Below are 12,793 nucleotides of genomic sequence, written 5' to 3' on the forward strand. Positions count from 1 at the left end.
ACGGAAAACGAAACGGCAGCCCCCGCGCGGGGACTGCCGTTTCGTCGAGCCGGGGCGTCAGGGCAGGTCGGTCACCGCGTCGGCGAAGGCCGCGCCGGTCGCCACGGTGGCGTTGATCAGGGCGGCCAACTGCGGGCCGCTCACCCCGTGTTCCAGGTCGGTGGTGACGTCACCGGCGATTATCAGCTCACCCTCGCCGGTGTCGTGCACGTACGCCTTCGGCAGCAACTGGTCGTGGTTCCACGAGTTGCAGAACTCGTACGCCTCGGCCAGCCGGTCCGCGTCCAGCCGGCGGTCGGCGATCACCCGCGCGTGCAGGATCTCCTGCCGCTCGCCGATCTGCTGGAACTGGATCACGGCGGTCCCCCAACGCCCGCCGACCGTGCCGTCCTCGTCCACCCGGTAGTGGTCGCCGCGCTCCTGCAACACCGCGACGATGCCCTCGACCCGCAGCGGCGCCACCACGTCCTGCCGACCCTCCGGGGGCAGCGCGGACGGCATCGCCCAGTCGCCCGGCGGCTCGTCCGGCGGCAGCACCACCGGCGCGTCGACCGGCCGCTCGGCCAGCCAGGCGGCCATCCGGCCGGACTGGTGGCTGGAGCCGTTGCGGGCGTCGAACCGGCCGGCGAGATCCTGCGCGGTGGCCACCAGGTCGGCACCGAGCGCCGTGAGGGACAGCTCGGCGGCAGCGCGTTCGCCGTACTCCGGGCGTTGGATCTTGCGGTCGACGCCGGCCTCCGCGGCCAGCCGGCAGACCAGCGCCCCGGCGGCGGAGAACTCCATCGCCGAGGACTCGTCGTACGGCCGGTCCAGCCAGCCGAGGTGGGTGCCGAGGATCTCCAGCCCGCGTTCGTGCTGACTGGTCAGGGCGCAGAACCGCAGGTGCTCGGCGAGGAACGGGAACGCGTCCCGCTCGTGCCGGTGCCGGCGGTACGCCCGTACGTGCGCCTGGGCCGCCTCGTCGTACCGCCCCAGCCGCAGGTACGCGATCAGCACCGTGACCAGGGCCTTCTCCGGCTGTTCGGCGCAACCGAGGGCACCGGAGAGGACCGGCTCGACGGTGTCGACCGCCGCTTCCCACTCGCCCCACCCGGCCAGCAGTTCGGCCTGGCGGGACGGGTCGCATCCCGCGCAGTCGCTGTTCTCGTCCCGCCGGGCGGCACGCCACTTGGCCAGCCACTCCCGCGCCCCCGCCTCGTCACCGAGGTGGTCGGCGACCCGGCAGCGCAGGTTGTAGACCGCCTGGAGGCTGCGCCCGCCCGCCTTGAACCGGCGTTCCAGGTCGTCCAGGGCCGCCTGGGTCTGCACCAGCCCCACCCTGGGCGTGCTGCGCAGGGCCGCGATCGCCCACTTGTGATACCAGCGGAGCATCTCCGCGTCCCAGTCGTCGAAGAGCGACGGGTCGCGGTCGAAGGCGGCCAGGCACCAACTGAACGGCGGGAGCATCCGCCACCGTTCGGTGTGGTTGTTGTACGCGTCGATCACGGCGAACCGGGCGTCGAAGCCGAGCCGTACGTTCCCGGCGGCGTCGGCGTGCGCGACGATCCGTTCCAGCTCGGCGATCTTGCCGTCGCCGTCCGGCAGATCCCGCGCATCCTCCAGCGCCTCGACCAGCTCTTCCTGCTCACTCATGCCGCCGCCTCGCTGCGCTCACCGGCGGCATGAGCCTTCCTGGCGCTGAGCTTGCTGGATCGCTCGCTTCGCTCGCTCACGCCTGCCGCCTCGCGGGGGCAGGGGAGGGGGGTGTTCATGGGATCTCCTCGGGGGGCGGGTCCGCTGCCGGAGCCGCGCCCGTACCAGCCGGCGGGCCGGAGAAGGCGCGGTCGAGCAGCGCGAGAAACGACCGGTTCAGGGCGGCGGTGTCGACCGCGCGCAGCGGGTGGTGGCCGGCGAGCAGCGCCTGCCCGTACAGGGCCTCGATGCCGTGGCGGAGGGTGGCGCCCGGCGGGCCCGCGGTGATCCGCCGGATCAGCGGGTGCCGCCAGTTGAACACCAACTCCGGGCGGTGCTCGATCTCCACCTCGGCGAAGGCGGAGAGCACATCGGACCAGAGCTCGTCGGCCTGGGCCAGGTTGCGGTGGACCGACTCCTGCTCGTGCGCCCGCCGGCTCACCACGTAGAGCGCCGGTACGGTGACCGGGTCGAACTGGCGGATCAGCGGCACACATCCGAACTCGGCCAGTACACCCCGGGCGACACCCAGGAACGTTGCCAGTTCCGCCTCCTGCTCCGCCGGCAGCGGCTCCAGCCGGGCGGCCAGCTCACCCGGATCCAACCGTCGTACGGTCACCGACCGGTCGATCCGGTGCAGCCGCTCCAGGATCTCGGTGTCGTACGCGTAACCGGCGTTGACCAGGGGAGTGCCGGCGGCACTGGCGATCGCGGCGAGGGCACGGAACTCGTCCACCGTCTCGGCGTACCGCAGCACGGTGGCACCCCGCCGGAAGGCACGCAGGGTCATCGTGCCCCGGCTCGTCTCGAACGGCAGCCCGGCGTCGACCAGGCGCAGCATCTCGTCGTCGCGTACGGCGAGCGCCTTCACCCCGAGGTGGTGCACCCGGAGGAAGGCGGCGAGCCGGTCCGGGTGGTGCACCGACAGGTCCAGCAGCCAGTCCCGGATCTGCCCGCCGAGCGACTCCTGCACCTGGGACAGCAGGTCGTCGTCGTAGAGACCCTCCCGGCTGGCGGTGGGGCGCAGCACCGACGTGTCGACCACGCACCGGACGAAAAACGCCCACTCCGGGACCAGCCCGACCGCGTTCTCGGTGAGCAGCATCCGCTTCAGGTAGACCCGGTGCCCGCCGGTCTGGACCGTGTTCGCGGTCGGCAGCACAAAACCGACCCCGACCAGACCGGCCTCCGGCATCCGCAGGTCGATCACGTCCATCGGGCGGCTGCCGAGCAGTTGTGCCCCGTAGTCGAGCAGTGCCTCACGGCGTACGTCCGGGTCTTCGTGGTCGACCTCCCACGGCGCCTGCGGTTCGGTCAGCCGCAGTTCGTCCGTGTCCGGGGCGTGCCGGACCACCTCCACGTCGAGCAGGTGCCCGTACGCCCGGACCAGGTCCGCGACCTGGTCCGGGGCGAACCAGTGCGTCCCGCCGGGGCGGGGGCGCAGGGTCACGGTGGTGCCGATCCCCGGCCGGGCCGCGTCGTCGACCACGACCGTGTACCGCCCGTCGGCGTGCCCGGTCCACCGCACCGCCGGGGTGCCGGTCACCGACCGGGACGCCACCTCGATGGTGTCGGCGACCATGAAACAGGAGAGCAGGCCGATGCCGAACTGGCCGAGGAAGTCCTGCCGGGCGAAACCCAACTCGTCGCGTTTCGAGGTACGCCCGACGCTGGCCAGGAAGGTGTGCACCTCCGGCTCGGTCAGCCCGACGCCGTTGTCGTGCACCCGGAGCGTGCCGTCCGGGTCGATCTCGAACACGACCCGCCCCGGCTCGGGCGCCGGGTCGGCGCCGGGGGCCAGTGCCCGCCGGGCAGTGATCGCGTCGGCGGCGTTCTGCAACAGCTCGCGGGCGTAGACCCGGGGGCTGCTGTAGAGGTGTTGGCTGAGGAGGTCGACTATGCCGCGCAGGTCGACCCGGAACCGCTGCTCCATCGTGGATCCCGCGCTCAGGGCCGCAGTTCGGCGGCGGACTCGGCGAGCTGGCAACCGGTCGAGATGCCACAGTTGATCAGCTGGTCGAGCTGGTGCAGCGTCACGCCCTGGGCCAGGTCGGCCGTCACCTCGCCGCAGACCCGGGCACTGCCGTCGTCGTTGACGTGTACGAACGCCTTGGGCCACAGCCGGTCGTGGTTCCAGGAGTTGCAGAACGCGTACAGCTCGGGCACCCGGTCGATCGGGAACGTGGTCGCGGCCATCGTGCGTACCTGGAGCAGTTCACCCTCCGGACCGAGCCGGAAGAAGTAGATCAGGTTGTCGTCCCACCTGCCGACCAGGTCACCGTCGCCGTCGGTGTAGAAGGAGAAGCCCCGGGCACCGAGCACCGCCGCGATGAGGTCGTTGGTCAGCGGTTGCAGCGTCTGCAACTGCCCGGCCTCGGCCGGCTCCTCGGAAGAGTGCGGGAAACCCGGCGATGACATGCGACGTCCCCCGTTGCGGCGAGATGGGTTGGTTGGTCTGCCCGTGATGTTAGGCGGATCACGCGACCCGGCATAGTTCGGCCGGACCGTCCACCTCGTTCGACCGTACCGACTGTGACGTTGTGCCGGACCGGGGGCGGACACGACCGGTAAAAGCGCGGATATCCGTGACGGCAGGGCTAACGTGTGACCTTATGGCGGGCCGTACCCCTCAGGCGAACCGGCGCCGAAGCGGGTCGTCGACGCGCGGCGCCGCACCTTCCCGTACCCGACAGGGCACGCGTGCCCAGCAGGCTGCCCGCGCCCGGGCGACCGCCCGGCGACCGGTTCGCACCCCACCGGCGGTCTACGTCGGTCGCGCGGTCAACACGATGTGGATGGGACTGGCGCACGGTGTCGGGTGGGCGTTCCGCGCCGCCGGCCGCCAGGCGGCCACCGCCCGCGAGCTGGACCCGGAGCACCGCCGCGACGGCGCCGGGCTGCTCGTGCTCGGCCTGTCCATCCTGACCGCGGTCGCGGTCTGGTTCTCCTCCGCCGGGCCGCTCGGCGCCCGGTTGGCCGACACCGTACGACTCTTCCTCGGCGCGATCTCCGTGGTCCTGCCGCTGCTGCTGCTGATCGGCGCGATCCGGCTGATGCGGACACCGAGCGAGGCGGAGCACCGGGGCCGTGGACTGGTCGGCTGGTCGGCGCTCATCCTGGGCACCGGCGGGCTGCTGCACATCGGCCACCACCCGGCCAACAACCTGGAACGGGACTACGCCGGTGGGCTGGTCGGGGCCGGGATCGGCCAGACGCTGGAGAACGCGGTCACCCCGTGGGTGGCCGTACCGCTGCTGGTGCTGCTGGTCCTCTTCGGCCTGCTCGTGGTCACCGCGACGCCGATCAACAAGGTTCCCGAGCGGCTTGGTCTGTTCGCCGAGGCGGTCACCGGTCGGGGCGGCGGCACGCTCGCCGACGACGAGACCGACGAGTCCGACGACGAGGAAGAGGAGACCCCGACCCGCCGCCGGCCGTCCCGGCGCCGGACCGGCAGCCGGGTCGGATCCGCCACCGAGACCGACGGGTACGGAGCCGACGAGTTCCCCGACGAGCCGGTCCCGGTGCCCCGCAAACCGCCCGCGAAGGTGCCCGCCGCCCGGAAGGTCGCCGAGCCGCCCGAGCACTCGCCCGCGCCGAGCCGCGCCGAACAGCTCGCCATCACCGGCCTCGGCGGCGACTACGTCCTGCCACCGGCGAACCTGCTGCGTACCGGCACCGCGCCGAAGACCCGGAGCAAGGCCAACGACGAGGTGATCGCCGCGCTCACCGGTGTCTTCGACCAGTTCGACGTGGACGCCGCGGTGACCGGGTTCACCCGGGGACCGACCGTGACCCGCTACGAGGTGGAACTCGGCCACGGGGTGAAGGTGGAGCGGATCACCCAGCTCTCCCGGAACATCGCGTACGCGGTCAAGTCCCCGGACGTACGGATCCTGAGCCCGATCCCAGGCAAGAGCGCGGTCGGGGTGGAGATCCCGAACACCGACCGGGAGGACGTGGCCCTCGGTGACGTGCTCCGGTCCCGTGCCGCCGGTAGTGACCACCACCCGATGCTGGTGGCCCTCGGCAAGGACATCGAGGGCGGGTACGTGGTCGCCAACCTGGCCAAGATGCCGCACATCCTGATCGCCGGCGCGACGGGTGCGGGCAAGTCGTCCTGCCTGAACTCGTTGCTGGTGTCGATCCTGAGCCGGGCCACCCCGGACGAGGTGCGGCTGCTGCTGATCGACCCGAAGCGGGTCGAGATGACCAGCTACGAGGGGATCCCGCACCTGGTCACCCCGATCGTGACCAACCCGAAGAAGGCGGCCGACTCGCTGGACTGGGTGGTCCGCGAGATGGACATGCGCTACGACGACCTTGCCGCCGCCGGGGTACGCCACATCGACGACTACAACCGCAAGGTCCGGGCCGGACAGATCAAGCCGCCACCGGGCAGCGAGCGGGAGATCCGGCCGTACCCGTACCTGCTGGTGATCGTGGACGAGCTGGCGGACCTGATGATGGTCGCCCCGCGCGACGTGGAGGACTCGGTCGTCCGGATCACCCAGCTCGCCCGCGCCGCCGGCATCCACCTGGTGCTCGCCACCCAGCGACCCTCGGTCGACGTGGTGACCGGTCTGATCAAGGCGAACGTGCCGTCCCGGCTGGCGTTCGCCACGTCCTCGCTGGCCGACTCGCGGGTCATCCTGGACCAGCCCGGCGCGGAGAAGCTGATCGGTCGCGGTGACGGGCTGTTCCTGCCGATGGGCGCCTCGAAGCCGGTACGCATCCAGGGCGCCTGGGTCAACGAGTCCGAGATCAGCGACATCGTGAAGTTCTGCAAGGACCAGCGGGAGCCGGAGTTCCGTTCCGACGTACTCGCCCCGGCGAAGGACACGAAGAAGAAGGTCGACGAGGACATCGGCGACGACCTGGACGTACTCGTGCAGGCGATCGAGCTGGTGGTCACCTCGCAGTTCGGGTCCACCTCGATGCTCCAGCGCAAGCTGCGGGTCGGTTTCGCCAAGGCCGGCCGCCTGATGGACCTGATGGAGACCCGTGGCGTCGTCGGCCCCTCCGAGGGCTCCAAGGCCCGCGACGTCCTCATCAAGCCCGACGAACTAGACGACGTCCTCTCCACCCTCCAAGGCGACCCCGACGCCTGACCCCGCCCCCCGCGCTCGCCCCCGCGCGCTCGCCCCCGCGCGCTCGTCCCGCAGGGCGCACTTGTAGAGAAAGAGTGGCTATCGCGGGTCGGATAGCCACTCTTTCTCTACAAGAGGGGGTCAGGATTCGGGGGAGGGGTGAGGCGGGCGGCGGAGGGCTTGGGTGAGGGAGATCACCGAGACGATGGTCCAGGTGCCCTCCAGGAGGAGGAAGCCCCAGGAGCGTTCGGTCGCGGCGATCACCGCCAGGATGCCGGCACCCAGGACGTTGAGGACGAGGTAGCGGACGGAGTGCGGGTCCATCCGGCGGAGCTGGTTGGCGGCGAAGGCGGCCAGGATCAGCAGAGCGCCGAGGACCTCGATCAGGTCGTGTGTGTTCATCACCGTCTGCGCGCCGTCTTTGCCTGGCCGGGTACGGCACGCGCTCGTCCGGGGCGTACGCGAAAGCGTCCACCTGCCGCCAGTCTAGCCATCGCCCCGGTGGCGACGCAGTGTGTGGTAAACCTCACCCACCCGACTTGACCTCAAGTCCGGTTCAACTATCAGGATCTCCGTATGACCCTGCTTCTCACCGACGACGAGGTGGCGCAACGGCTCGACGGCACCACCGCCGTCGCCGCGATGCGCGCCGCGCTGCTGGCCGCGTACTCCGGGCGGTTGGTCGCGCCGCCCCGGGCGTCCGCCGCCCTGCACGGAGGTCGCCTGGTCACGGCCGCCGGGCAGCTCACCGAGGAGTGGTACGGGTTCCGTTCCTACGACACCTTCGGCCACCCCGACGCCGAGCAGCTCGTCGTCCTGCACGACGCCGGCTCGGGGCGGATCCGGGCGATCGCGGTCGGCGAGGAGATCGGTTCGCGCGGCAGCGGCGCCCTCGGGGCGGTGGCGGTCGACACCCTGGCCCGCCCCGACGCCGCCACGGTCGGGGTGCTCGGTGCCGGACGGCAGGCGTGGGCGCACGTCTGGGCCATCTCGGCGGTACGTCCGCTGCGCGAGGTCACCGTCCACTGCCGTACGCCGGCCGTCCGGGACGCCTTCGCCGCCCGCGTACGGGCCGAGCTGGGCGTACCCGCACGGGCGGTGTCCAGCGCCGGGGAGGCGGTACGCGACCGTGACCTGGTCGTCCTCGCCACCGACAGCCCCGTACCGGTGATCGACCCGGCGGATCTGGCGCCCGGTACCCACGTGAACGTGGTCGGCTTCAAGCAGCAGGGTCGGGCCGAGTTCGGCACGGACCTGCTCGACCGGGCCGAGGTACTGGTCACCGACTCGCTGGCCCAGGCGATGGACTACCGCCCTCCGATGCTCGCCGCCGTCGCCCCGTACGCCGACCGGCTGCGCCACCTCGGTGCGCTGCTCACCGGCGAACAGCCGGGCCGGAGGGACGCCGACCAGGTCACCCTGTTCTGCTCGGTCGGGCTGGCCGGCGCGGAGGTCTTCCTGCTCGACCGGCTGGCCCGGGTCGAGGCGCTGCCCGCCTAGCCCTGCGGTGAGGGGAGCGGCGCGGCCGGGGGGGGTTGCGCACCCGGCAGGCACCCCTAGCGCTCGCCGGGCTTCCGGAGCGGCCCGGTACCCTCGGATGGTGTCTGCTACTTCCTCTTCCTCGACCACCGGCCGCCGGGTCGCGCTGCTGACCCTGGGCTGTGCCCGCAACGAGGTCGACTCGGAGGAGCTGGCGGCCCGCCTCGACGCCGACGGATGGCAGGTGACCACGGACGGCGAGGGTGCCGACGTGGTGCTGGTCAACACGTGCGGCTTCGTCGAGAAGGCCAAGCAGGACTCGATCGAGACCCTGCTCGCCGCCGCCGACACCGGAGCCAAGGTGGTCGCCGCCGGGTGCATGGCCGAGCGCTACGGCCGTGAACTCGCCGACAGCCTGCCCGAGGCCGGCGCCGTACTGAGCTTCGACGACTACCCCGACATCTCGGCCCGGCTCAACGCGGTCCTCGCCGGTGAGCAGGTTGTCGCGCACACCCCCAGGGACCGCCGGGAACTGCTCCCGCTGACCCCGGTCAACCGGCACGGCAGCGGGGTCGTGCTCCCCGGTCACGCCCAGACCTCCGCCCGTCCGGCCGGCGGTGGCCTCGTCACCGACGAGCACACCCCGGCGCACCTGCGGCCGGTGCTGCGCCACCGGCTCGACACCGGCCCGGTCGCCTCGCTCAAGCTCGCCAGCGGCTGCGACCGGCGGTGCGCGTTCTGCGCCATCCCGGCGTTCCGGGGCGCCTTCGTCTCCCGCCCCCCGGAAGAACTGTTGGCCGAGGCGGAATGGCTGGCCCGGACGGGCGTACGCGAGCTGGTGCTGGTCAGCGAGAACTCCACCTCGTACGGCAAGGACCTGGGCGACCCGCGCCTGCTGGAGAAGCTCCTGCCGCAGCTCGCCGCCGTGACCGGGATCGTCCGGGTCCGGGCGAGCTACCTGCAACCGGCGGAGACCCGGCCGGGTCTGGTCGAGACGATCGCCACCGCCCCGGGGGTCGCCGCCTACTTCGACCTCTCGTTCCAGCACTCCAGCGAGCCGGTCCTGCGCCGGATGCGGCGTTTCGGGTCCACCGCCCGATTCCTCGAACTGCTCGGCTCGGCCCGGGACCTGGCCCCGGCGGCGGGTGCGCGCAGCAACTTCATCGTCGGCTTCCCCGGCGAGACCCGCGCCGACGTGGACGAGCTGGTCCGGTTCCTGTCCGAGGCCCGGCTCGACGCGATCGGGATGTTCGACTACAGCGACGAGGACGGCACCGAGGCCGCCGGCCTGCCCGGCAAGGTCGCGTCGGCCACGATCAAGCGACGGTACGACCGGCTGAGCGCGCTCGCCGACGAACTCTGCTCCCAGCGGGCCGAGGAACGGCTCGGCTCGATCGTCGAGGTCCTGGTCGACACGGTCGACGGTGGGCAGATCGAGGGGCGGGCCGAGCACCAGGCGCCCGAGGTCGACGGCTCCACGACCCTGGTGGCGCCGGTGGACGGCGGGGTCGACCTGGCCGCTCTGCGCCCCGGCGACCTGGTCCGGGCCACCGTCACCGCAACCGAGGGGGTCGACCTGATCGCCGTACCGGTCGAACTGGTCTCCGCGGCGGCCAGCCCGCCCGGCGGCGCGAGGTGACGGCGTGACGGAGGCGTCGGAGCCCACCGCCCCGGCCGCCATGGTCGAGCCGGTGCCCGTCGTCAACGCGGCCAACGCGCTCACCGCCCTGCGGCTCGTCCTGGTCCCGGTGTTCGTGGCGTTGGCGGTCGTCTCCGAGATGACCCATCCGGCGTGGCGGATCGCCGCCTGCCTGACCTTCGCGGTGGCCTCCGCGACCGACCTGCTCGACGGCTGGATCGCCCGGCGGTTCAAGCTGGTCACCGCGGTCGGCAAGGTCGCCGACCCGATCGCAGACAAGGCGCTGACCGGCGCCGCCCTGGTCCTGCTCTCCTGGTACGACCTGCTGCCCTGGTGGGTCACCCTGCTGATCCTGGCCCGTGAGTTCGGCGTCACGTTGATCCGGTTCTGGGTGATCCGGTTCGGGGTGATCGCGGCCAGTCGGGGCGGCAAGGCCAAGACCGCGCTGCAGATCCTCGCGATCGTCTGGTACCTCTGGCCGGTGCCGGATTCGGCCACCTTCGTCGGCCCATGGATCATGGGTGTGGCCCTGGTGGTGACCATGATCACCGGGCTCGACTACGTGGTACGGGCGCTGCGCCTGCGCCGCCGGGCCAACTGAGCGCCGCCCGACGGGTTCCGTCACCGGGACCGGCCGGCGCGGGTTGGTCGGTGGGTGGGTCGGTCGACTGGCGAGGGGGCGGGATGACGGGCGAGGTCGAGGCACGGGACGCGGCAACCGAGGCGGCTGCGGCGGTGCATCCGCTGGCCGAGCGGGGCGAGACCCTGGCCGTGGTGGAGTCGCTCACCGGCGGGCTGCTGGCCGCCACGATCGTGGACATCGCCGGGGTGAGCAGCGTGTTCCGGGGCGGGCTGGTGGTCTACGCCACCGACCTGAAGGAATCCTTGGCCGGCGTACCGGCCGAACTGCTCGCCGCACGGGGTCCGGTCGACGCGGACGTGGCCGTCGCGCTGGCCGAGGGCGGTCGCCGACGCTGCGGCGCCGACTGGTGCCTGGCAACCACCGGGGTCGCCGGTCCGGAGCCGCAGAACGGCCGTCCGGTCGGGCTCGTCTACGTCGCGGTGGCCGGACCGGGCGGTACGCAGGTGCGTGAGCTGCGCCTCGGCGGCGGCCGGGACCAGATCAGGGCGCACACGGTCACCGAGGCGTTGCGGCTGCTCGTGGACCGGTTGCACGGCGTACCGCCGCCTCCGGTGCGGAGCTGACCGGGGCGCCCGGCGGGTGCCGGCCGGAATCCGGACCGGCGGGGTGGGATGTCGTGCGGGCCGGCAACGGGTACGGTTGCGGGAAGGTCCCGGCAGCGGTCGGGATTGGGGGTCGGAGTCGCTCCACGCGGCGTTGCGCTGACTGCCGCCGGAGCTACGGTCCCACGTGAGGGGGAGGTGCGATGGTCCTGCTACGCCGGGTGATCGGTGACGCGTTGCGTGCTCGCCGGCAGGGTCAGCACCGGACCCTGCGCGAGGTTTCCTCGGCCGCCAACGTCAGCCTCGGCTACCTTTCCGAGATCGAACGCGGCCAGAAGGAGGCGTCGAGCGAGCTGCTCGCCGCCATCTGTGACGCCCTCGGCGCCCGCCTCTCCGAGCTGTTGCGCGAGGTCAGCGACACCGTCGCGCTCGGCGAACAGGTGTCCGGGGTGCTGGCACCGGTGCAGGAACGGTCGACGGTCGACGTGCCGGCCCGCACCGTGCTCACCGAGTCCGGTGTGCGTACGGTGACCGATTCGGGCGTACGCCAGGTCGCCACCGACGGGAACGTCTCCGTCTCGGTGCGCCAGGACTCGCCGCTCAAGGCCACGCTGCGCACCACCCGTCGGGTCCGGTCGACCACCGACCGGGGTCGCGACATCGTCCGCGCCGCCTGACCCCTGCTCGGAGTGCCCCGTACGGCGTAGGGTGGCAGTTCCAGAGGTGCTTCCCGGCCGATATCCCCGTGGTCGTCTGCCGGTGTGGCGCCGGCCTGGGACGATGGTGACCATGCCGTGTTCGACCGGTGTACACCGGTCGGGCGGCAACCGGCCGAAGCGGATGACACCGAGGGGACTACGCGAAGATGGCGAACCCGTTCGTCAAGGGAGTGCGCTACCTGATGGCGCTGTTCGGCGCCAAGATCGATGAGCACGCCGATCCGAAGGTGCAGATACAGCAGGCCATCGAGGAGTCCCAGCGCCAGCACCAGGCACTCGTACAGCAGGCGGCGGCGGTCATCGGCAACCAGCACCAGCTGGAGATGCGGCTGTCCCGGCAGATGTCCGAGGTCGAGCGGTTGCAGGGGATGACCCGTCAGGCGTTGGTCCTCGCCGACAAGGCCCGTACCGGGGGCGACGAGGCGGAGGCGCAGAAGTTCGAGCAGACCGCGCAGACCCTGGCCGCCCAGCTCGTCTCGGCCGAGCAGTCGACCGAGGATCTCAAGGCCCTGCACGACCAGGCACTCGGCGCCGCCGGGCAGGCCCGTCGGGCGGTCGAGAACAACCAGATGATCCTCCAGCAGAAGCTGGCCGAGCGGACCAAGCTGCTGAGCCAGCTCGAGCAGGCCAAGATGCAGGAGACCGTGGCGAAGTCGCTGGAGTCGATGTCGACGCTGGCCGCGCCGGGCACCACCCCCTCGTTGGACGAGGTGCGGGACAAGATCGAACGCCGGTACGCCACCGCCATGGGCCGCGCCGAACTCGCCGGCAACTCGGTCGAGGGGCGGATGCTGGAGGTCCAGAAGAGCAGCCTCGACCTGGCCGGGTCGGCCCGGTTGGAGCAGATCCGGGCGAGCATGTCCGGGGATCAGCTCGGCGGGAAGACCCAGCCGGCGGTCGACCAGGCCAACCGGGCGGCGGACAACGCGGGCGTGGCCCGGCTCGACGAGATCCGGGCGAGCCTGGCCAAGGAGCGCTCGACCGGCGACCAGAGCGCCGCCGGCTGAGTTCGG

At 71.9% G+C, this 12,793-nt stretch carries 12 protein-coding genes and 1 riboswitch; of the genes, 7 read left to right on the forward strand and 5 right to left on the reverse strand.

Annotated elements, in window-relative coordinates; all coding sequences use genetic code 11:
- Positions 1-57 precede the first annotated feature (57 nt).
- The 4 genes from ACWEFB_RS14590 to ACWEFB_RS14605 are packed head-to-tail and all read right to left on the reverse strand — an operon-like array spanning position 58 to position 4,089.
- A complete protein-coding gene (locus tag ACWEFB_RS14590; RefSeq protein ID WP_452285596.1) occupies positions 58-1,632 on the reverse strand; it encodes a YbjN domain-containing protein in 1,575 nt (524 codons plus the stop codon).
- A complete protein-coding gene (locus ACWEFB_RS14595; RefSeq protein ID WP_452285598.1) occupies positions 1,629-1,751 on the reverse strand; it encodes a hypothetical protein in 123 nt (40 codons plus the stop codon). The genes ACWEFB_RS14590 and ACWEFB_RS14595 overlap by 4 nt, the downstream gene beginning before the upstream one ends.
- Positions 1,748-3,604, reverse strand: a complete 1,857-nt coding sequence (locus ACWEFB_RS14600) for an HSP90 family protein (RefSeq protein ID WP_452285600.1) — start codon at positions 3,602-3,604, stop codon at positions 1,748-1,750. Before ACWEFB_RS14600 ends, ACWEFB_RS14595 begins: the two co-directional genes overlap by 4 nt.
- A 14-nt stretch (positions 3,605-3,618) precedes the next feature.
- Complete coding sequence (locus tag ACWEFB_RS14605; protein ID WP_326560296.1) at positions 3,619-4,089, reverse strand: type III secretion system chaperone family protein; 471 nt, start codon at positions 4,087-4,089, stop codon at positions 3,619-3,621.
- A 194-nt stretch (positions 4,090-4,283) separates the two neighbouring features.
- Here ACWEFB_RS14605 and ACWEFB_RS14610 point away from each other — a divergent pair, with 194 nt between their 5' ends.
- On the forward strand, positions 4,284-6,779 hold the full coding sequence (locus ACWEFB_RS14610) for a DNA translocase FtsK 4TM domain-containing protein (protein ID WP_452285602.1): 2,496 nt from the start codon (positions 4,284-4,286) through the stop codon (positions 6,777-6,779).
- A gap of 120 nt (positions 6,780-6,899) precedes the next feature.
- Here ACWEFB_RS14610 and ACWEFB_RS14615 read toward each other — a convergent pair whose 3' ends face one another.
- Positions 6,900-7,160, reverse strand: a complete 261-nt coding sequence (locus ACWEFB_RS14615; RefSeq protein WP_452285604.1) for a CBU_0592 family membrane protein — start codon at positions 7,158-7,160, stop codon at positions 6,900-6,902.
- Positions 7,161-7,167: 7 nt separating this feature from the next.
- Positions 7,168-7,236: riboswitch (guanidine-III (ykkC-III) riboswitch) on the reverse strand.
- Between the two features lie 98 nt (positions 7,237-7,334).
- Between ACWEFB_RS14615 and ACWEFB_RS14620 the strand changes: the two genes are divergently transcribed.
- The 6 genes from ACWEFB_RS14620 (at position 7,335) to ACWEFB_RS14645 (ending at position 12,787) form a co-directional block, all read left to right on the forward strand.
- Entirely contained in the window at positions 7,335-8,258 is a 924-nt protein-coding gene (locus ACWEFB_RS14620; RefSeq protein WP_452285606.1) for an ornithine cyclodeaminase family protein, read from the forward strand.
- A gap of 97 nt (positions 8,259-8,355) precedes the next feature.
- Positions 8,356-9,876 carry a 30S ribosomal protein S12 methylthiotransferase RimO gene (rimO, locus tag ACWEFB_RS14625; RefSeq protein ID WP_452285608.1) on the forward strand — a complete coding sequence of 507 codons (1,521 nt, stop codon included), beginning with the start codon at positions 8,356-8,358 and terminating at the stop codon, positions 9,874-9,876.
- Between the two features lie 4 nt (positions 9,877-9,880).
- Positions 9,881-10,477, forward strand: a complete 597-nt coding sequence (pgsA, locus tag ACWEFB_RS14630) for a CDP-diacylglycerol--glycerol-3-phosphate 3-phosphatidyltransferase (RefSeq protein WP_442792050.1) — start codon at positions 9,881-9,883, stop codon at positions 10,475-10,477.
- Between the two features lie 83 nt (positions 10,478-10,560).
- Entirely contained in the window at positions 10,561-11,082 is a 522-nt protein-coding gene (locus ACWEFB_RS14635) for a CinA family protein (RefSeq protein WP_452285610.1), read from the forward strand.
- Between the two features lie 182 nt (positions 11,083-11,264).
- On the forward strand, positions 11,265-11,738 hold the full coding sequence (locus ACWEFB_RS14640) for a helix-turn-helix domain-containing protein (protein WP_326560290.1): 474 nt from the start codon (positions 11,265-11,267) through the stop codon (positions 11,736-11,738).
- 188 nt (positions 11,739-11,926) lie between these two features.
- Positions 11,927-12,787, forward strand: a complete 861-nt coding sequence (locus tag ACWEFB_RS14645) for a PspA/IM30 family protein (RefSeq protein WP_452285612.1) — start codon at positions 11,927-11,929, stop codon at positions 12,785-12,787.
- Positions 12,788-12,793: the final 6 nt, after the last annotated feature.

Source organism: Micromonospora sp. NPDC004704, from assembly GCF_053601675.1.

Bases quoted from the DNA above. Each gene is read 5' to 3' on its own strand.
- ACWEFB_RS14620 (WP_452285606.1), top strand. From the start codon at position 7,335: ATGACCCTGCTTCTCACCGACGACGAGGTGGCGCAACGGCTCGACGGC.
- ACWEFB_RS14590 (WP_452285596.1), bottom strand. From the start codon at position 1,632: ATGAGTGAGCAGGAAGAGCTGGTCGAGGCGCTGGAGGATGCGCGGGAT.
- ACWEFB_RS14600 (WP_452285600.1), bottom strand. From the start codon at position 3,604: ATGGAGCAGCGGTTCCGGGTCGACCTGCGCGGCATAGTCGACCTCCTC.
- ACWEFB_RS14615 (WP_452285604.1), bottom strand. From the start codon at position 7,160: ATGAACACACACGACCTGATCGAGGTCCTCGGCGCTCTGCTGATCCTG.
- ACWEFB_RS14610 (WP_452285602.1), top strand. From the start codon at position 4,284: ATGGCGGGCCGTACCCCTCAGGCGAACCGGCGCCGAAGCGGGTCGTCG.
- rimO (WP_452285608.1), top strand. From the start codon at position 8,356: ATGGTGTCTGCTACTTCCTCTTCCTCGACCACCGGCCGCCGGGTCGCG.
- ACWEFB_RS14640 (WP_326560290.1), top strand. From the start codon at position 11,265: ATGGTCCTGCTACGCCGGGTGATCGGTGACGCGTTGCGTGCTCGCCGG.
- ACWEFB_RS14605 (WP_326560296.1), bottom strand. From the start codon at position 4,089: ATGTCATCGCCGGGTTTCCCGCACTCTTCCGAGGAGCCGGCCGAGGCC.
- ACWEFB_RS14645 (WP_452285612.1), top strand. From the start codon at position 11,927: ATGGCGAACCCGTTCGTCAAGGGAGTGCGCTACCTGATGGCGCTGTTC.
- ACWEFB_RS14635 (WP_452285610.1), top strand. From the start codon at position 10,561: ATGACGGGCGAGGTCGAGGCACGGGACGCGGCAACCGAGGCGGCTGCG.
- ACWEFB_RS14595 (WP_452285598.1), bottom strand. From the start codon at position 1,751: ATGAACACCCCCCTCCCCTGCCCCCGCGAGGCGGCAGGCGTGAGCGAG.